Source organism: Saccharopolyspora sp. ID03-671 (assembly GCF_045278815.1).
In the GTDB taxonomy this organism is placed as follows: Bacteria; Actinomycetota; Actinomycetes; order Mycobacteriales; family Pseudonocardiaceae; genus Saccharopolyspora; species Saccharopolyspora ipomoeae.
Window position 1 is genome coordinate 4,578,858 of the sequence record NZ_CP134054.1, and the last position, 17,921, is coordinate 4,596,778.

The 17,921-nt window shown below is 72.7% G+C and carries 15 protein-coding genes; 6 read left to right on the forward strand and 9 right to left on the reverse strand.

Translation table 11 applies throughout. From position 1 onward, the window contains the following. Positions 1–93: 93 nt before the first annotated feature. The 6 genes from REH65_RS21220 to REH65_RS21245 form a co-directional block, all read right to left on the reverse strand. Complete coding sequence (locus REH65_RS21220) at positions 94–1,128, reverse strand: glycosyltransferase family 4 protein (RefSeq protein ID WP_406688799.1); 1,035 nt, start codon at positions 1,126–1,128, stop codon at positions 94–96. After that, positions 1,118–3,607, reverse strand: a complete 2,490-nt coding sequence (locus tag REH65_RS21225; RefSeq protein WP_406688800.1) for a glycosyltransferase — start codon at positions 3,605–3,607, stop codon at positions 1,118–1,120. Before REH65_RS21225 ends, REH65_RS21220 begins: the two co-directional genes overlap by 11 nt. Before the next feature lie 173 nt (positions 3,608–3,780). After that, positions 3,781–4,983, reverse strand: a complete 1,203-nt coding sequence (locus REH65_RS21230; RefSeq protein WP_406688801.1) for an FAD-dependent oxidoreductase — start codon at positions 4,981–4,983, stop codon at positions 3,781–3,783. A 3-nt stretch (positions 4,984–4,986) separates the two neighbouring features. Next, positions 4,987–6,429: an AMP-binding protein gene (locus REH65_RS21235; protein WP_406688802.1), complete on the reverse strand. Its 1,443-nt coding sequence runs from the start codon at positions 6,427–6,429 to the stop codon at positions 4,987–4,989. Next, positions 6,426–8,300 (reverse strand): beta-ketoacyl synthase N-terminal-like domain-containing protein, encoded by a 1,875-nt coding sequence (locus REH65_RS21240; RefSeq protein ID WP_406688803.1) that lies wholly within the window; start codon positions 8,298–8,300, stop codon positions 6,426–6,428. Before REH65_RS21240 ends, REH65_RS21235 begins: the two co-directional genes overlap by 4 nt. Before the next feature lie 56 nt (positions 8,301–8,356). Continuing rightward, positions 8,357–9,277 (reverse strand): glycosyltransferase family 2 protein, encoded by a 921-nt coding sequence (locus REH65_RS21245; RefSeq protein WP_406688804.1) that lies wholly within the window; start codon positions 9,275–9,277, stop codon positions 8,357–8,359. A gap of 56 nt (positions 9,278–9,333) precedes the next feature. Here REH65_RS21245 and REH65_RS21250 point away from each other — a divergent pair, with 56 nt between their 5' ends. From REH65_RS21250 to REH65_RS21260, 3 genes are all read left to right on the forward strand, one after another. Beyond that, positions 9,334–10,425 (forward strand): glycosyltransferase family 4 protein, encoded by a 1,092-nt coding sequence (locus REH65_RS21250; protein ID WP_406688805.1) that lies wholly within the window; start codon positions 9,334–9,336, stop codon positions 10,423–10,425. Between the two features lie 198 nt (positions 10,426–10,623). Beyond that, entirely contained in the window at positions 10,624–11,772 is a 1,149-nt protein-coding gene (locus tag REH65_RS21255; RefSeq protein ID WP_406688806.1) for a glycosyltransferase family 4 protein, read from the forward strand. Between the two features lie 36 nt (positions 11,773–11,808). Beyond that, positions 11,809–12,669: a glycosyltransferase family 2 protein gene (locus REH65_RS21260; protein WP_406688807.1), complete on the forward strand. Its 861-nt coding sequence runs from the start codon at positions 11,809–11,811 to the stop codon at positions 12,667–12,669. 57 nt (positions 12,670–12,726) lie between these two features. Here REH65_RS21260 and REH65_RS21265 read toward each other — a convergent pair whose 3' ends face one another. Further along, complete coding sequence (locus REH65_RS21265; protein WP_406688808.1) at positions 12,727–13,101, reverse strand: hypothetical protein; 375 nt, start codon at positions 13,099–13,101, stop codon at positions 12,727–12,729. Positions 13,102–13,285: 184 nt separating this feature from the next. Here REH65_RS21265 and REH65_RS21270 point away from each other — a divergent pair, with 184 nt between their 5' ends. The 3 genes from REH65_RS21270 to REH65_RS21280 all read left to right on the forward strand — a co-directional run bounded on the left by REH65_RS21270 (position 13,286) and on the right by REH65_RS21280 (position 15,993). Further along, entirely contained in the window at positions 13,286–14,386 is a 1,101-nt protein-coding gene (locus tag REH65_RS21270) for a sugar phosphate nucleotidyltransferase (protein ID WP_406688809.1), read from the forward strand. Between the two features lie 5 nt (positions 14,387–14,391). Further along, positions 14,392–15,300 (forward strand): DNA-3-methyladenine glycosylase family protein, encoded by a 909-nt coding sequence (locus REH65_RS21275; protein ID WP_406688810.1) that lies wholly within the window; start codon positions 14,392–14,394, stop codon positions 15,298–15,300. Between the two features lie 399 nt (positions 15,301–15,699). Continuing rightward, the gene (locus tag REH65_RS21280; RefSeq protein ID WP_406688811.1) at positions 15,700–15,993 is read left to right on the forward strand and encodes a hypothetical protein; all 294 of its coding nucleotides are present in this window, start codon (positions 15,700–15,702) and stop codon (positions 15,991–15,993) included. Here REH65_RS21280 and REH65_RS21285 read toward each other — a convergent pair. Continuing rightward, a complete protein-coding gene (locus REH65_RS21285; protein WP_406688812.1) occupies positions 15,985–16,518 on the reverse strand; it encodes an NUDIX hydrolase in 534 nt (177 codons plus the stop codon). The genes REH65_RS21280 and REH65_RS21285 overlap by 9 nt on opposite strands. Then, positions 16,515–17,858, reverse strand: coding sequence for a coenzyme F420-0:L-glutamate ligase (locus REH65_RS21290; RefSeq protein WP_406688813.1), 1,344 nt, complete (start codon positions 17,856–17,858; stop codon positions 16,515–16,517). The genes REH65_RS21285 and REH65_RS21290 overlap by 4 nt, the downstream gene beginning before the upstream one ends. Positions 17,859–17,921 lie beyond the last annotated feature (63 nt).

Consider the following 17,921-nt stretch of genomic DNA (forward strand, 5'->3'; position numbering starts at 1 on the left):
TGAAAACCTCCCCGTTCAGTGGGTGTGGGACTTCGTGGGGGAGGGAAGTTTTCATGAAAACCTCCCTCCTAGTGGTCGGGGTTGGAGCGGCGGTTAGGCGAGGGCGCGGAGGTAGGCCCCGCGGGTGCGGGCGGCGCAGCGGTCCCAGGTGAAGGTCTTGGCGTGCCGGCGTCCCGCTTCGGGATCCGGGGGAGCGGTGAGGGCCTGACGCAGGGCGTCGCGCAGCGCGGCCGGGTCGTCGACCGGGGCGAAGTGCGCGTGGCCGCCCGAAACCTCGCGCAGCGCGGGGACGTCCGAGCAGACCACCGGGACGCCGCAGGCCAGGGCCTCCAGGACCGGGAGGCCGAATCCCTCGTCGCGGGAGGGCAGTACCAGGGCGCTCGCCCCGGCCACCAGCGACCGCAGCCGCTCCTCTGAGACGTAGCCGGTGCGGATCACGCCGTCGGCCTCGCCCGCAGCGCCCGGACCGGCGATGACCAGCGGCGGGAGATCCGGTGCGAGCGCGGCGCGCAGCACGTCGAGACCCTTGCGCGGCCCGTCCGCGCCCACGAAGAGCAGGTACTCCGGCGGAATCCGGTCGTCGCGGACCGGTGATGCCGAGAACCACTCGGGATCCAGGCCCAGCGGCGTCACCGCCAGCTTCTCCGGGGCGACGTCCAAGCGCTCGGCGACCTGATCGGCCACCGCCGCCGTCGGCGTGCACACCACCCGCGCCCGCTGCGCCGAAAGCCGCACCAGCGCGGGCAGATCCGGCTCCGCCAGCGACGGGTCGTCGAGGAACGCCAGGTCGTGGACTGTCACGACGCCCGCGGCGCGCAGCGACGGCGGCAGCACGAAGTTCGTCCCGTGCACCACATCCACCGGTCCGGACAGGACCTCGACCGGTGGAAAGCGCCCAACGCGCCACAACATCCGCAACGCGCGCGCCGGAACCGGCGGCCCCACCACGCGCGTCCCGGCAGGAGCTCCGCCCCGCAACCGGCGCCAGCCGCGCGCGCTGAACCCGATCAACCGAACGTCCACATCGGACGCCAGCGCGGTCACCAGCGAGGCCGTGTACCGGCCGATCCCGGTGCGCGTGCCCAGCAGCGGCGTGGCGTCGAGCAGGACGCGCAGGTCAGCGGCCACGAAGCCGTTCCCCGGCCAGGCGCCGCAACCGCCCGGTCGCCCGCTTGGCGACCTCCGCCGGGCCACCGGCGTCGAGATATTCCCGCAGCAGCGCCAGATCCCGGCGCACCGACTCCACCCGGCCCGGCTGCGCCGCGCGCACCAGCGGCGCGGACGCGCTGAGCCGGTCGGCGGCCGGGCGCGGATCGCGGCAGAACGCCGTCAGCGGCGCCAGCACCGACTCCCAGGTGAACCGCTCCCGCACCGGTTCGATCCGGCGACGGCACTCGGCGGCGAACTCGGCGTCGTAGAGGACCTTCTCCAACGCGTCGGCCAGCGCATCCGGGTCCTCGGGCGGCACCACCACGCCGATGCCCTCGGCGCGCACCAGATCCGCGAACGAGTCGCCGTCGGTGGTGATCACCGGCAGCCCCGACCACAGGTAGTCCAGCACCCGAGTGCGGAACGCGAAGGTCGTCTCCACGTGCTCGAAGTGGGTCGTGACACCGCAATCGGCGTCCAGCAGGAAGTTCTGCCGCTCCTGGTAGGGAACCCAGGTCTCGTTGAAGAACACGAACTTGTCGGTCAGGCCCAGACGTTGCGCCAGCGCCCGCGTCTGCCCGGCCATGCCCATCTCCGGCACGTCCGGGTTCGGGTGCTTCATGCCCAGGAAGAACAACCGCACGTCGCTGCGCCGCTGCGCCAGCCGGTCGACCGCGCGCAGCAGCGTCAGCGGGTCGAACCAGCTGTAGACCCCGCCCGCCCACAGCACGACCTTGTCGTCGGCCGAGATGCCCGGCCGGGTGCCCTTGATCGCGGGAGCGGTGCGCCGCGGCGCCGCCGACGGCAACCCGAACGGCACCACCGACAGCAGCGAGCGCACCGTCGGATCGGAGTCGTAGAGCCCGGGCGTCAACCGGCCCAGCGAGGCGAGGTGACCGAGCCAGAAGTGCCGCTGGCGCTCCGAAGCGCACAGGAAGAAGTCGCCCCGCTCCAGCTGCGCGTTGAGCACATCGGTGACCCCGGCGAGGTCCTTCGCGCGGCGCTCGTCGTCGGTGTCGCGACCCTGCTCCAGCAGTTCCAGGTGCATCGGGTCGTAGACATCGCAGACCACGATCTTGGTGGAGTCGACGCGCTTGAGCGTCGGCACCATCTCCAGCACGTGACCCTGCAGCACCACGACATCGGCCCACTCGACGTGCTCGGCGAGCTCGCGCGGCTTGGCCGCCACCACCTCGAAGTCCGACTCCGGCGGGTCCACCCGCGCGTTGACGCTGACCAGCCGGACGGAGTGCTCGGCGGCGAGCACCTCGGCCATGTGCCAGGCGCGGATCGCCGGGCCCGCCATCCGCTCGCTGACCGCGTCACCGGTGATCACCACGATCTTGCGGGGCCTGCCGAACACCTCGTCCAGCTCGAAGGCCTCCACCAGCGCGTCGTGCGCCGCCAGGTAGCGGGGCAGCGGGTAGGCGGGCTCCATCGCCTTGCGCATCAGCGGCAGCAGGTCGGTGTCGGTGCGCACCCGCGCCCGCTGCTCCTGCTCCCGCGAGACCTTCAGGGACGGCAGGAGTTCCACGAACTGGTCGATGGCCAGCATCCCGGCCAGCGCGGAGCGGTCGACGGGAACCGGCGCGTCGTCCTCGGTCTCCCCGCGGCGGGTGATCTCCAGCTGCGTCGGGTCGATCTCGCCGCGCGCGGTCGCTCGCCGCACCGCCAGCGCCATCGCCGCGGGCAGCGCCCGGGCCAGCGTCTCGTCGGAGACGTTCTTGTACAGCGCCGCCAGCGCGTTGCGCTCCAGCAGGTAGTGCTCGCGCGACGACGACACCTCGGCCATCGAGGCGTGATGGCGGTGGAACGTCAGCGACCTCGGCTCGTAGCGGACCCGCCAGCCGCGCAGGTTCAGACGCCAGCCCAGGTCCACGTCCTCGTAGAACATGAAGAAGCGCTCGTCGAAGCCCTCCAGCGCGGTGAACAGCTCGGAGCGCACGAACAGCGCCGATCCGGTGCCGAACAGCACGTCGCGGGCGGCGTCGTGCGACCCGTCGTCGAGCTCACCGGCGTGCCGCTTGTAGCCCATGCCGAACCAGGTGAGACCGCCGTCGACGAAGTCGATGCGCTTGCCGTCCCAGTCCAGGACCTTGCTGGCCACGGCGCCGACGGTCGGTTCCGCGCGCAGCACCTCCACCGCGGAGCGCACCCAGCCGCGGTCCGGGCGGGCGTCGTTGTTGAGGAACGCCAGGACCTGCCCGGACGCCTCGGCGGCGGCCAGGTTGCAGCCGCCCGCGAAACCGGTGTTGGTGGCGGACTCGATCAGCCGCACCTCCGGCACCGCCTCGCGGATGCGCCGCGCGGAGTCGTCGCCGGAGGCGTTGTCGACGCACAGCACCTCCAGCTTGTCGGCCGGGTAGTCCAGCTCGTCGCGCACCGCGCGCAGGCAGGTGATGGTGTCGTCGGCGCCGCGGTAGTTGACGACGATCACGGACACGACCGGCAGGGACACGACCGGCGAGGGGGCGACGGGCAGGAAGGTTCGGTTCGACCACGCCCCAAGCCTGCACCATCGCCCACCCGAGCCGCCCGGGTGTTCGGTCAATTCGGTCGCCGAGCACCGTTCCCGGCCCGGGCGGCCGCGTCACCAGCGGACAGTTCTCCCCCGAACCGCCCGGGCAGGGATCACCCCATGTCCTCGACGAGCAGCTCCCGGAGCCGCGGCGTGTACAGCGCCGTGATGTCGGTGGCCCCCGCGAACGCGTCGAAGTAGATCGACGTCAACTCCTCGTCCCGCTGGATCGCCCGCAGCAGCGCCATCCGGTGCTCGTTCGGCGGCATCATCCGCGCCACCGACAACGTCGCCCCGTACCCCGGGGTCAGGGCCCCGTCCCGCTCGGCGGCGAAGCCCCGCAACGCCGCGTCCAGCCGCGACGGCGAATCCAGCTCGCCGCTGATGTGCCGCGCCAGCGACTCGGCCTGGCCGAACGCGTCGCTGATACCGCGCGCGGTGATCGAATCCTTGTGGTGCCCCGCATCACCCACCAGCACCCAACCCGGCCCCGTCGCCTCCCGGAAGAAGTTCTGCTGATCCCCGGAACCGCGCAACCTCTCCACCTGCTCGCCACCCCGAAGCCGCTCGAACAGCTCGGGAGCGGTGCCGCGAACCCGCTCCAGGTGCGCTCGACGGGCATCGGCGCGCACCGCGCGGAACCGCGACTGCGGGAAGTAGGTCAGCACCAGCGTCGCGTGCCCGTGCGTCGGCGTCGCCGCCACCCAGCTGCCCGGCGTCTCGTAGATCTCCAGATCGGCAGGCACCCCCGTCCAGTACGAGTAGTACGCGCAGGTCAACCGCTCGTCCCAGGTCGTGAACGCGGCGCCCGCGTGCGCCGCCACCGACGAGCGCATCCCGTCCGCGCCGACCACCAGCGCGGCCCGCTCGGTGAACTCCACGCCCCGGTGCTCGCCGCGCACCCCCACGACCCGGCCGCTGTCGTCCCGCAGCAGCCCGGTGACCCGGCACTTCTCCCGCAACTCCGCGCCCGCGGCCACCGCCGCCCGCGCCAGCAGGTCGTCGAGCACGAACCGGCGCGGCGCGAACGCTGCCCGCTGCCCGGCCACACCCCGGCCGCACCCCGCCAGCCGCACGTCCCCGACCTGGTAGCGGAAGTGCCGCAGCGGCGGGCACCCGGTGGCCCGCAACTCCTCCAACAACCCCCAGCGGGCCAGCGCCGCCACCCCCGGCTGGTGGATGACGTGGGTGGAGATCGTGTCGGACGGGAACTCACCCCGATCCAGCAGCAGCACCCGGTGCCCCGCCCGAGCCAGCAGCATCGCGGTCGGCGACCCCGCGCAGCGCGCCCCCACGACGATCGCGTCGAAACCCATCGCTCACCCCTCCAGCTCGATGCGCAACGCCCGGCGGTCCAACTTGCCGTTGGCGTTGAGCGGAAGTCGGTCCAGCACCGTGATCCGGCGCGGCAGCATGTACGGCGGGAGCCGATCCCGCAGACCCGCGTGCAACGCCTCCGGCACGCAGTCACCCCCGACCGCGGCCGCCAGCTCCGGCTCGCCGTCGGTCGGCACCGCCAGCACGATCGCGTCCGCCACGCCCGGCAACGAGCGGAGGGCGGCCTCGATCTCACCCAGCTCGATGCGATGGCCGCGGACCTTCACCTGCTGATCCGTGCGGCCCAGGTGCAGCAGCAACCCGTCCTCCACAGCCACCAGATCCCCGGTCCGGTACCAGCCGCCCGGGACGAAACGTCCCGCGTCGTCGGCCGAGTCGAGGTACCCGGCGAACCGCTGCGGACCCCGCACGCACAGCTCACCCCGCTGGGCGGGCCTGCCACCGGGATCGAGCAACCGGAACTCCAGCGAGCCGAAGCACTCACCGATCGGCGCCACCCCGTTCGGCGTCACCGGCCACGCCGACTCCTCGGCCGGGAACCGGTACCCGGTGCAGGCCACCGTCAGCTCCGTCGGCCCGTACAGGACCTCGATCTCGGCCTGCGGAGCCGCGCGCTTCCACCCGCGCAGCGCCTCCACCGGCACCGCCTCGCCCCCGAAGATCGCGCACCGCAACGATGGCATCGCCCCCGGCCGCAGCGTGCCGAGCCGCTCCGCGAAGGAGATCAGCGACGGCACCGAGAACCAGTGCGTCAACCCCAGCGCGTTGATCGTCCGCACCGGTGACAGCAGAGCTCCCTCCGCCGGCACCACCAGCGTCCCGCCCTGGCCGAGGGTGACGAACAGATCGTGCACCGACCCGTCGAAGGTCAGGTCGAAGTTCCCGGACACCCGGCTCCCCGGCCCGATCCCGTACCGCTCCGCGACCTCCACCAGGTACGCCTGCACGTTGCCGTGCGAGATCGGCACCGCCTTCGGCGTCCCCGTCGACCCCGACGTGCAGATGACGTAGGCGACGTCCTCCGGCGCCACCGCCACCTCCCGCGCACGCCCGAAGGGCTCGTTCCGCCCGGCGCGGAGCATGGGAACTTTCCACTCATCCGCCGCCTGGGACTCCTCCGCCAGCAGCAGCTCGACCCCGGTCCGGGAGACCAGCTCGCGGATCCGCTCCGGCGGGTGCTGCGGGTTGAGGGGAACCACCGACGCACCGGAGCGCAGCACCGCCAGGTATCCGGCGTAGGCCAGCACCGAGCGGTTCGCCAGCAGACCGACCCGCCGCGGCGCGCCCGCCGCCTGCAGTCGCGCCGCCAACCGCTCCACGAGCTCGCGCAGCTCCGCGTAGGTGAGGCTGACGCCCTCGACCTCCAGCGCGGGCAGATCGGGGAACCGCTGCGCGGCCCGCTCGAACCAGGTGTGCACGTTCATCGGGACACCTCCGTCAGCTCCCGCGCCCAGCGGCACAGGTCGCGCACGGTGCGCAGCGCCGCCAGTTCCTCGGGGTCGATCTCGCGACCGGTGCGCTGCTGCACCTCCACCATCAGCTGCAACTTCGCCAGCGAATCGATGCCGATGTCGGCCAGCGTCGAGTCCTGGTCGAACGCGGTGCGCGCGTGCTTGCCCAGCAGCCACTCCGCGGGATCGTCGCCGTCGACCGGTTCGTCGCCGGGCCAGTAGCGGCGCGTCCGCCACGGGTAGGTCGGCAGCGGCGCGTGCACCCCTGGCCCGAACAGCCCGTCGCGATCCACCGATTCCGCGCCCAGGAACCGGTCCAGCTCCGGGGTGCTGCCGGTGCGCAGCGCCTCGATCAGCTCCTGGTGCGTCGCACCGATGACCACCGCGCGGTGCTCGAAGCGGGTGCGGCGCAGCGCGGCGCTGCGGCACAGGTCCCGCACCGGGAACGCCGCGCCCGGCCCGGCCAGGTGCTCCGCGCAGGCGCGGGTCAACTCCGCCAAGGCCTCCGGCGTGCGCGCCGACAGCACCAGCGGCCACCGCGTCCCGTCATCGGCGTCCCGCCGCGCCGGCTCGGCGCTGCGCAGCACCACGTGCGCGTTCAGCGACGACGAGCCCTGCGCCGAAACCCCGGCCACGGCCCGCTCCGGGATGTCGGTGATCTCCTGCGGGATCGACAACCCCGCCCAATCCACGTCGGGACGCGGCAGCTCAGCGTGCAGGCTCGCCGGAACCTGCCTGCGTTCCAAGCACAACGCGGCCTTCATCAACCCGACCAGCCCGCTCGCGGCCTCGGCGTGCCCGAGATTGGACTTCACCGACCCGACCAGCAGCGGCCGCTGCGATGAGCGGAAGGTTCCCATGCACCGGCCCAGCGCCGTGAGCTCCAGCGGGTCCAGCAGCGGCGAACCGGCCCCGTGCGCCTCCACGAAGTCCACCTCGGACGGTGCGATCCGCGCGTCCTCGTACGCCCAGCGGAGCACGTCCAACTGGCCCTCCAGCGACGGGTTGAGCACCGAGGAGCTGCTGCCGCCGTCGTTGCCGACCGCGCTGCCCGCGATCACCGCCCGCACCCGGTCGCCGTCGGCCAGCGCGGCTTCCAGCGGTTTGAGGACGATCACCGCCACCGCGTCGGCGGGAGCGTGGCCGTCGGCGTCGGCGCTGCCGAAACGACTGCGACCGTCCGGCGACAGCGCTCCCGCGTGCGACATCATCACGCCCTCGTCGGGCCGCAGCGGCAGGTTCACCCCCGCCACCAGCGCGACCGGCACCTCACCGGACCGCAGGCTCCGCACCGCCTGGTGCACCGCGGTCAACGCCGACGAGCACGCCGTGTCGACCACCGCGCTCGGGCCCCGCAGGTCCAGCACGTGCGACAGGCGAGCCGCCAGCAGTGAGCGAACGTTTCCCAACTGCGTCGCCGTCGCCGAGGAAAGCCCTTGCTGAAGTGCTGTTTCGAGGAAGTCCGCGCGGGAGTTGCCCACGAACACGCCGGTTCGGGTGCCGCGCAGGTGCTCCGGGACGATCCCGGCGTCCTCCAGGGACTCCCACGCGCACATCAGCAGCAGCCGCTGCTGCGGGTCGAGCGCGGTGGCCTCGGCCGCCGACATGCCGAAGAACTCGGCGTCGAAATCGGCGACGCCCTCGACGAATCCGCCGCGCGAGGCGGCCGGGCCGCCGGTGGACCGCAGCGCCGCCGCGTCGTAGCGCTCGGCGGGCGTCTCCGAGGTCGCGTCGACACCGGCGCGCAGCAGCTCCCACAACTGGTCGGGGCCGGTCGCACCGGGAAGCCGGCAGGACATCCCCACGATCGCGACCGAACGCTGATGATCTCCACTCGTAGTCATGCCCACGAAGTGTGGGCAGGTCGCTTACAACCCACTTGCACAGCGCTGAACCGAACTCAGCGCCCCGCCCAGGTCTTCCACACCTCGCGTCGGGACACTTTCGCCCGCTTCCCGATCCGCCACCGCGCCCGCAGCGCCGAGGGCAGCAGGAAGGCGACCTTCATCAGCACCCGCAGCCGCACACCGGCCCGCAGGTTCGGCGGGGGATGCGGCAGGCGCCGCCACGGCAGCAGCGCCGTGATGGCCGCGAACCGCGCGAGCTCGCGCAGCGCCACCCCCGCCGGTGCGCAGCGCAGCAGGGTGAGCAGGCGGTTCCCCTCGTTCCAGCGGTGGAACAGCACCGAACCGGGCCGGGTGCTGGCCCCGTGCAGGTGCGCGGCCGTCGCCTCGGTGCGCACCACGTCGAAACCGGCCAGCCGCAGCCGCCACGCGGTGTCGGTGTCCTCGTAGTAGCAGAAGAACTCGGCCGGAACACCGCCCGCGTCGCGCAGCACGTCGGTGCGCAGCAGCGCAGCACCACCGCAGAACCCGAACACCGCACCGCGCCCGGTGGCGTCGGCCCCGTGCCCGTCGGAGGTCAGCCGCACCCCGGTCGACTGCACCCCGCCGTCCGGTGTCAGCAGCACGGAGGAGGCCGCCGCGGCGCGGGTGGTGGCAGAAAGGTTCCCTTCCACCACCTCCAGCCAGTCCGGGGAGGGCGCGGCGTCGTCGTTGAGCCAGGCCGTGAAGGGCGTGTCCACCCGGGGCAGCGCGGCGGCCAGCCCGCCCGCGTAACCGAGGTTGCGGGGGAGGCGCAGCACCTCGACCCCGGTGCGCGCGGCGAGCAGGTCGGCGGTGCCGTCGTCGGAGGCGTTGTCCACCACGAGCGTCCGATGTGGACGAGTCTGCGCGGCCAGCGCGTCCAGGCAGGCGTCGATGTGCTCTCGCCCGCGCCACGTGATCACGACGACCGTGGTGCGGACTCCCTCGGATGTCACCCGGGAAACTTAGCGTCACGCGCCTGCGGTGTCCCCGCGCGTGCGAAGCTGAGCGCGTGCCCGAGCTGGTTGCCCTCGCCGAACAGCTGCTGGCCCCGGTCCCCGGCGGCACCGGCCGCTACACCCGGGAACTGCTGCGCGCCCTCGCCGCCACAACCCCCGACGGCTGGACGCTGACCAGCGCGATCAGCCGCACCGGTGACCCGGCCGAGGCCCGGGTGCCGGGCGTGCGGGGCCCGCGCGTGCTGCCGCTGCCGCGTCGAGCGCTCATCGCCGCGTGGGAACGCGGCGTCCCGCTGTGGCCGGGCGGCGACAGCGTGCACGCGATGACACCGCTGGCCCCGCCCCGGCGGCGCGGGCGCGGCCTGGTCGTCACGGTCCACGACACCGTCCCCTGGACCCATCCTGAAACCCTCACCCCGCGCGGAGTCGCCTGGCACCGCCGCATGATCACCCGCGCCGCCCGGCACGCCGACGCCCTGGTGGTGCCCACCCGGGCCGTCGCCGACGACCTCGCAGGTCGAGTTCCGCTCACCACCCCGCCCCGGGTGCTGGCCGAGGGCGTGAGCCCCGACCTGCTCGCCGAACCCGCACCGGTGACGCGCCTCGACCTGCCCGACCGGTACCTGCTGGCCATCGGCACGGTCGAACCCCGCAAGGGCTACCAGCACCTCATCCGCGCCCTCGCCGAACCGAACGCCCCCGACCTGCCGCTGCTGATCGTCGGCCGCCCCGGCTGGGGCGACCTCGACCTGCCGGCCCTCGCCGACGAGCTCGGCTACCGCGGTCTCCGGGTGCTCACCGACGTCACCGACGCCGAACTCGCCGCGGTGCTGCGCCGCGCGATGGCCCTGGTCGTCCCGAGCCTCGCGGAAGGCTTCGGCCTCCCGCTCCTGGAAGGGATGGCCCTCGGCGTCCCGGTCGTCCACGCCGACGCCCCGGCCCTGTCCGAGGTCGCGGGCGGCGCGGGAGTCGAGGTCCCCCGAGCCGATCCACCGGCCCTGGCCACCGCGCTCCGCCGCCTCGCCGACGACCCCGACCACCGCGCCCACCTCGCCGAAACCGGCCAACGCCGAGCTGCGACCTTCACCTGGGAACGAACCGCCCACGAGATCTGGAACCTCCACCGAAACCTCGTCGGTGACTGAAAGGTTCCCTTGCGCACGTCATGAAGGGCACCGTGCGATCAGGGCCCGGCCCGCGAGAACCCCGGCCGGGGGGACGAGGCGCCCTCGGCTCGGCCGGAATGACAGGAAGGTTCCCTTGCTCACAGCGGGGCTGAAAGCGCCCGCACGTTTTTCCCGTACTGGGCACGGGGGCGGGTGGCTTCGCCGTACTCTCTTCTGGTGCGCAGAGGCGAACCGGCTGTTCTGATCGACGCGACCGCGGTGCCCGCGGACCGCGGCGGCGTCGGACGGTACGTCGATTCCCTGCTCGCCGCCCTCGATTCCGACGGGGCGCGAGTCAGCGTGGCGTGCCAGCCGCGCGACGCCGGGTTGTACGCGACCCTCGCGCCCGGCGCGCGGATCGTTCCCGCCGCCGAAGCCGTGGCGACCCGGACCGCGCGGTTGACGTGGGAGCAGACGACGCTGCCGCTGCTGGTCAAGCGGCTCGGCGTGAACGTGCTGCACTCGCCGCACTACACGACACCGCTGGCCAACCCGGCCGCGTCCGTGGTCACCCTGCACGACGCCACTTTCTTCACCAACCGCCGCGTGCACTCACCGGTCAAGGCCCGCTTCTTCCGGGCCTGGACGCGAGGTGCGCTGCGCCGGGCCGAGATCTGCCTGGTGCCCAGCCAGGCCACCGCCGCCGAGCTCGCGCGCACCGTCGGCGCCGACCGCAACCGGATGGCCGTCAGCTACCACGGGGTCGACCCCGACCGGTTCCACCCGCCGACCCCCGAGGAGATCCAGGTCGTCCGCGACCGCCTCGGCCTCTTCGACCAGCCCTACGTCGCGTTCCTCGGAGCGCTGGAACCGCGCAAAAACGTCCCCGCGCTCATCCGCGGTTTCACCCAGGCCTGCCGGGGAAGGCGCGCTGATGCTCCTGCGCTGGTCCTCGCCGGTCAGCCCGGCTGGGACACGCAGGTGGAGCGGGCGCTGGAGTCGGTGCCGCACCGGATCCGGGTGATCAGGGCCGGATACCTGCCGTTCGGCCAGCTCGCCGGATTCCTCGGCGGGGCGCGGCTCGTCGCCTACCCGAGCCTCGGCGAGGGGTTCGGGCTTCCCGTGCTGGAGGCGATGGCCTGCGGCGCACCGGTGCTGACTACCCGTCGGCTGAGCCTGCCCGAGGTCGGCGGTGACGCCGTCGCCTACTGCGGCGTGCGCCCCACCGACATCGCCGCAGGGCTGCGGGAACTCCTCGACGACCCGGCCCGCCGCGCCGCGCTCGCCAACGCCGCTCAGCTGCGTGCCAAGGAGTTCACCTGGGAAGCCTGCGCTACCCAGCACCGCGAGGCCTACGCCCGGGCCCACCACGCCCGCACCCGCTGACCTCACGGCGACCGCGTTGCAGCAGAATGTGACGGCGTGACCAACGCGCGCACCTACGGCGATCAGCTCGCCGTCGTCACCGTGACCTATTCGCCCGGCGAGACGCTGCAGCGCTTCATCGACACCCTCGACAAGGCCACGCAACGCCCGGTCCGGGTGGTCCTCGCCGACAACGGTTCGCAGGACGGTGCGCCGCAGCGGGCGGCGGAGCAGCACGACCACGTCGACTTCGTGCCCACCGGCGGCAACCTCGGATACGGCGGCGGCGCCAACCGCGGAGTCGCCTCGCTCGGGTCCGAGTACGGCTGGATCGTCATCGCCAACCCGGACCTGGAGTGGGGCTCGGGCAGTCTCGACGAGCTGATCGCGGCGGCCGGCCGCTGGCCGCGCGGCGGCGCGTTCGGCCCGCTGATCACCGAGCCGACCGGGGAGGTCTACCCGTCCGCGCGGCTGCTGCCGTCGATCGGACGCGGTGTCGGGCACGCGCTGTTCGTCAAGATCTGGCCCGGTAACCCCTGGTCGCGCGCCTACCGGCAGTCCGAGACCGGGCGCAGCGAGCGCACCGCCGGATGGCTGTCGGGTTCGTGCCTGCTGGTGCGCCGCGAGGCCTTCGACTCCGTCGACGGTTTCGACCCGCGCTACTTCATGTACTTCGAGGACGTCGACCTCGGCGACCGGCTGGGCCGCGCCGGCTGGCTCAACGTCTACGTGCCCAGCGCCGAGATCATGCACATCGGCGGCGCCTCCACGTCGAAGGCCTCCAAGCGGATGCTCGCCGAGCACCACCGCTCCGCCTACCGCTACCTCGCCGACCGCTACCGGGGCCCGAAGTGGGCGCCGCTGCGCCTCGCCCTCAAGCTCGGCCTCGCAGCGCGCGCCAAGATCCAGGCCCGTTGACCTGGTCGTAGACGAACAACGGCGCCGCGGATCCGCGACGCCGTGAGAAATCCCTGATCAGTACTGCTGCGGGTACTGCTGCATGGGCTGCGAACCCAGCGGTCCGAACTCGTTCGGATTGCGCTGCGCCTGGTAGGGATTGGGCGGCAGGGCCTGCTGCGATTGCCCGTAGTCCTCGGTCGGCCACCCGGTGTGCGGGTCGGCGGTGGGGAACTGGGGCTGCTGCTGGTTCGGGGCGGGCATCTGTTGACCCGCCGCCGGCAGCATGGTGGTGTCCGTGTCGCTGTCGACCGCGCTGTTGACGATGTCGCGCGGGATCCGCACGGTGTTCGCCGCATCCATCGGCGACGTGGCGTTGTCCGGTGTGACGACGAACGCGCCGCGTGCCCGCGCGCGAGCAAGTGCTTCGTCGGCTCGGAGGCGCGGGTCCATGTGGATGCCCTCTCAGTCGTTCGCAGTCGGTGGTGCCATACCCGGGAAAAATCCGGGTGTGGTGTTGAACCGGGCACGGCCATCGGGCACGGGCCCAGTGTCATTATGCCGGTGCCACTGCCAGAGTATTCCCCCCAATGGGTTTTCGTCATCGATCTAGGTCAGGTAGAGGAGGACGACGCCGATGTCCGCGGATGCGCAGACCCCGGCCGAACCGCGCCCGAAGGCGGAAGCGGTCGTGCTGGTGGGCGGTCGGGGGGTCCGGCTCCGGCCTCTGACCCTGTCGGCACCGAAACCGATGTTGCCGACCGCCGGGGTGCCGTTCCTGGCGCACCTGCTCTCGCGCATCCGCGCCCTCGGCATCGAGCACGTGGTGCTCGGCACCTCCTACAAGGCGGAGGTCTTCGAGGAGCACTTCGGTGACGGTTCCGATCTCGGTCTGCGCATCGAGTACGTGGTGGAGTCCGAACCGCTGGACACCGCGGGCGCGATCCGCAACGTCGCCGACCGGCTCAGCGCCGACGACGTGCTGGTGTTCAACGGCGACATCCTCTCCGGCGTCGACCTCGGCGAACTCCTCGACACCCACCGCGAGACCTCCGCCGACGTCACCCTGCACCTGGTGAAGGTCGACGATCCGCGCCGCTTCGGCTGCGTGCCCACCGACGGCGACGGGCGGGTCACCGACTTCCTGGAGAAGACCGACGATCCGCCGGTCGACCAGATCAACGCGGGTTGCTACGTGTTCCGGAGAGAGGTGATCGAAAGGATCCCCTCCGGTCGTCCCGTCTCGGTCGAGCGAGAGACGTTCCCGGGACTGCTGGCCGAGGGCGCGCGCGTGCAGGGCTACATCGACGCGTCGTACTGGCTGGACATGGGAACTCCCGCCGCGTTCGTGCGCGGCAGCGCGGACCTGGTCCAGGGCAACGCGCCCTCCGCCGCACTGCCCGGCCCCACCGGGCGGGCCCTGGTGCTCGGCGGCGCGACGGTCGCCGATGGCGCGGTGGTCGACGGCGGCAGCACCGTGGGCGCGCAGTGCGAGATAGGTTCCCATGCTCAGGTCAGCGGCTCGGTGCTCTTCGAGGGCGTGACGGTCGAGCCCGGCGCGGTCGTGGAGCGCAGCGTGGTGGGGACCGGGGCCCGGATCGGGGCCGGGGCGGTGCTGCGGGACGCCGTGGTCGGTGACGCCGCGGTCATCGGGGCCGGGTGCGAGCTGGTGGACGGGATCCGGATCTGGCCCGGCGTCGAGCTGCCGCCGAACGGAGTACGGTTCTCGGCGGATTGAGCAGCATGAACGAACCCCTCACCCGTGACTGGCACCACGACTACCCGCTCGACCTGGTCCGGGTCCTCGCGCCGCTGCGACGCGGCAGCGGCGACCCGACGACCCGCGTCGAGCCGGACGCGCTGTGGTGGGCCAGCACCACCTCCCTCGGCCCGGCGACCCTGCGCCTGCGGCGGGCGAGCGGGGGAACCGTTCGCGCATCCGCCTGGGGGCCGGGAGCCGAAGCGGTGCTGGAGGGGGTGCCCGACCTGCTCGGCGCCTCCGACGACGCCAGCGGCTTCGAACCCGCCCACGACGTGGTCACGCGCGGGGTGAAGGCCGCGAACGGCCTGCGGCTGTGCGCGTCGGGCCGGGTGTGGGACGTGCTCGTCGCCGCGATCCTGGAGCAGAAGGTCACCAACCGGGAGGCGTGGCGCTCGTGGCGGGAGCTGTGCCGCCGCTTCGGCCATCCCGCGCCGGGGCCGGTGGCGGAGCTGTGGACGGTGCCCGACCCGCAGCAGGTCCGGCAGATCCGCGACTGGGAGTGGCACCGCGCCGGCATCGACGGGGCACGCCGCCGCACCCTGCTCGCAGCGGCCTCGTCGGCGCGCAGCCTGGAGAAGGCGGTCGTCCTGCGCGGCGAGGAGGGGCGGAACCTGCTGCGGAAGATCCCCGGCATCGGCCCGTGGACGGCGGCCGAGGTCGCGCAGCGCGCCTGGGGCGACCCCGACGCGGTCAGCGTCGGCGACTTCCACCTGCCCACGATCGTCGGCACCGCCCTGGTCGGCCACCCCCTCGACGACGAGGGGATGCTCGACGCGCTCAGCCCCTACGAGGGCCACCGCCACCGCGCGGTCCGCTACCTCGCCGCAGCAGGGGTCAACCGCCCCCGCCACGCCCCACGCCTCCCAGCCCGCGACTACCGCGCGTTCTGATCTCGCTGATCACGCAAAGTGATCGGGTCCGGTTCGGTCCCGCTTCAGTGGCGGTCCGGGCCATCCTGCCGAGCGAATCGAACCCAGATTCGCATTGCAAAGCAATGCGTCGTGTTCTACTCTGGCCGTGCGTGAGATTTGTTGGACCGAACAGTCTGAGGACCACATCGCTCGGCATTGCGTCCACCCGAGCGAAGCCGAGGAAGTGGTCGGTAGCAGGCCGCTGTGGGCAGTGCGCGGGCCAGGCCACACGACCATGCTCTTCGGTCGTACTCATTCCGGCAGGTACCTGCTGGTCGTGCTGGCGGGGGGAGCGGACGGACGTTGGTACGTCGTGACTGCGCGCGAGATGACACTCAGAGAACGCCGAACCTTCCGGCGTAAGGGAAGGTGAATCACATGACGAAGCTGGACAAGATCGCTGAGTACTACGACAGCCACGACATGTCGGAGGTCATGGAGTCGGGGCATTGGGTGGAAGAGCCCCCGGAACCCGACCCGATGATCACCACGTCGTTGCGGCTGCCGAAATCGTTGCTGGATCAGGTCCGCGACCGGGCTGCGGCCGAGGACGTGAAGACGACGGCCTGGATCAGGGGACTGATCGAGTCCGAGCTCGCGCGCACCGAGCCGAACGGCGTCGAAGCGCGGCTGAAGCGCCTCGAAGACGCCGTCTTCAACCGGTCAGCCTGAGGACGCCGCGGTGAGCAGCGGGCCCAGGTCGGTGTTCTCCGGCGGGGTCGTCAGGGGCCACCAGCGCAGGTCGAGGGACTCGTCGCTGCGGGTGGGTTCGGCGCCGTCCGGGGCGCGGACGACGTAGCGCACGTCGAAGTGGCGGGTGGGCTTGCCCAGCGAGCAGGTGATCGGGTGGACGTCGAGGTGCACCGGCTCCGGATCCACGACCAGGCCCGTCATCCCGGACTCCTCGGTCGCCTCGCGCAGCGCTGCACCCGCGAGGGTGTCGTCCTCGGGTTCGCAGTGCCCGCCCAGCTGCAGCCACCGGCCGACCCGCGGGTGCAGGGTGAGCAGCACGTTGTCGCCCGCCGAGTCCAGCAGCACCGCCGAAGCCGTGACGTGGCCGGGTTCGCAAGCGCGCAGGCAGGCGTCGTCGCGGGCGTCGAGCAGCGTGAGGAACGCCTGGCGCAGCGCCTCCTGTTGCGGATCGGCCGGGCGCCATTCGCCCAGCACCCGGGTCGCGTCGGCGTGCGGTCCGCTCACAGCTCCACCAATCCGTCGTCGAGGTCGCGCGGGGGTCGCGGGCCCTCGGCCGGGGTGGCCGGGTGGCCGACGGCGACCGCGCCGAGAGGTTCCCAGTTCACCGGCAGGTCCAGGGCCGAGCGGACCACGTCCGGGCAGAACAGCGTCGAGGACACCCAGCACGAGCCGAGCTCCTCGGCGGCCAGCGACACCAGCAGTCCCTGCACCGCGGCGCCCCCGGCGACGGTGAACATCTGCCGCTCGGCGTCCGAGCGGGCCGCGTCCGGGTAGTCGTGGGCGCCGTCGCGAACCAGGAACGGCAGCACCACCTCGGGGGCGGCGTAGAGCAGGTTGCCGCGGGTGACGCGGCGCTGCGCGGCCTGCTCGGACAGGCCGTCGGCGCGCAGGTCCTCCAGCCACGCCGTGCGCATAGCGTCGAGCAGCTTGATCCGCAGCGCGCGGTCGCGCAGCCACACGAACCGCACCGGGCGCGTGTGGTGCGGGGCCGGTGCGGTCAGCGCCGCGCCGACCGCGCGGCGCACCGCGTCCTCGTCCACCGGGGTGTCGGCGAACTCGCGCACCGACCGGCGCACCAGCACCGCTTCCCGGCGGCCCTGCGCGACGGCCTCCGCCGTTCCGAGGTGGAACAGGTCCTCCTCGACCGGCCGGGCCAGGTCCCGCGCCGTCGACGAATCGTCCACAGTGGTCAGACCGCGCAGCACGGCGACCGGGACGCCGCCGAGCTTGCCCTTGACCAGGTCCGCGGCCGCGGCGATCTCGTCGGCGATCGCGACCTCGGTGACCGCGAGCTCGTTGCCCTGCGCGTCCGTGCTGCCGGCGTAGCGGTGCAGCACCGCGAGACCGGCCGAGCCGATGGCCGCGTCGGTCTGGCCGACCCGCCAAGCCCGGCCCATCGTGTCGGTCACCACCACGGCGACCCGCACGCCCAGCCGCTCGGCGATGCCGTCCCGCAACCGCCGCGCGGACGCGTCCGGGTCCTCCGGCAGCAGCGCGATCTGGTCCTGCGCGACGTTCGAGGCGTCCACCCCGGACGCCGCCTGCACGATGCCGAGCTTGTTCTGCGTGATCAGCGTCCGGCCCTTGCGGGCCAGCACCGAGATGGCCTCGGAGAGCACCAGCTCCCGGCGCAGCGCGTCCCGCTGCTCGGGGTCCTCGGGCGCGGTGACCATCCGGCCCTCGGCCTTGGACACGATCTTGCTGGTCACCACCAGCACGTCACCATCGCTCAACCACGGTGCGGCCGCCGCGATCGACGCCGCCAGGTCGTCCCCCTCGACGAACTCCGGCAACCCCGGCACCGCGAACAGCTGCAGACCCGCAGCGGCAGCGTGGTCCCTCATCGCTCCGCTCCAGCCCGCGGGACACCCGCACCCCGTCGGCGATCATGAGCGCGGGCGAGCCGA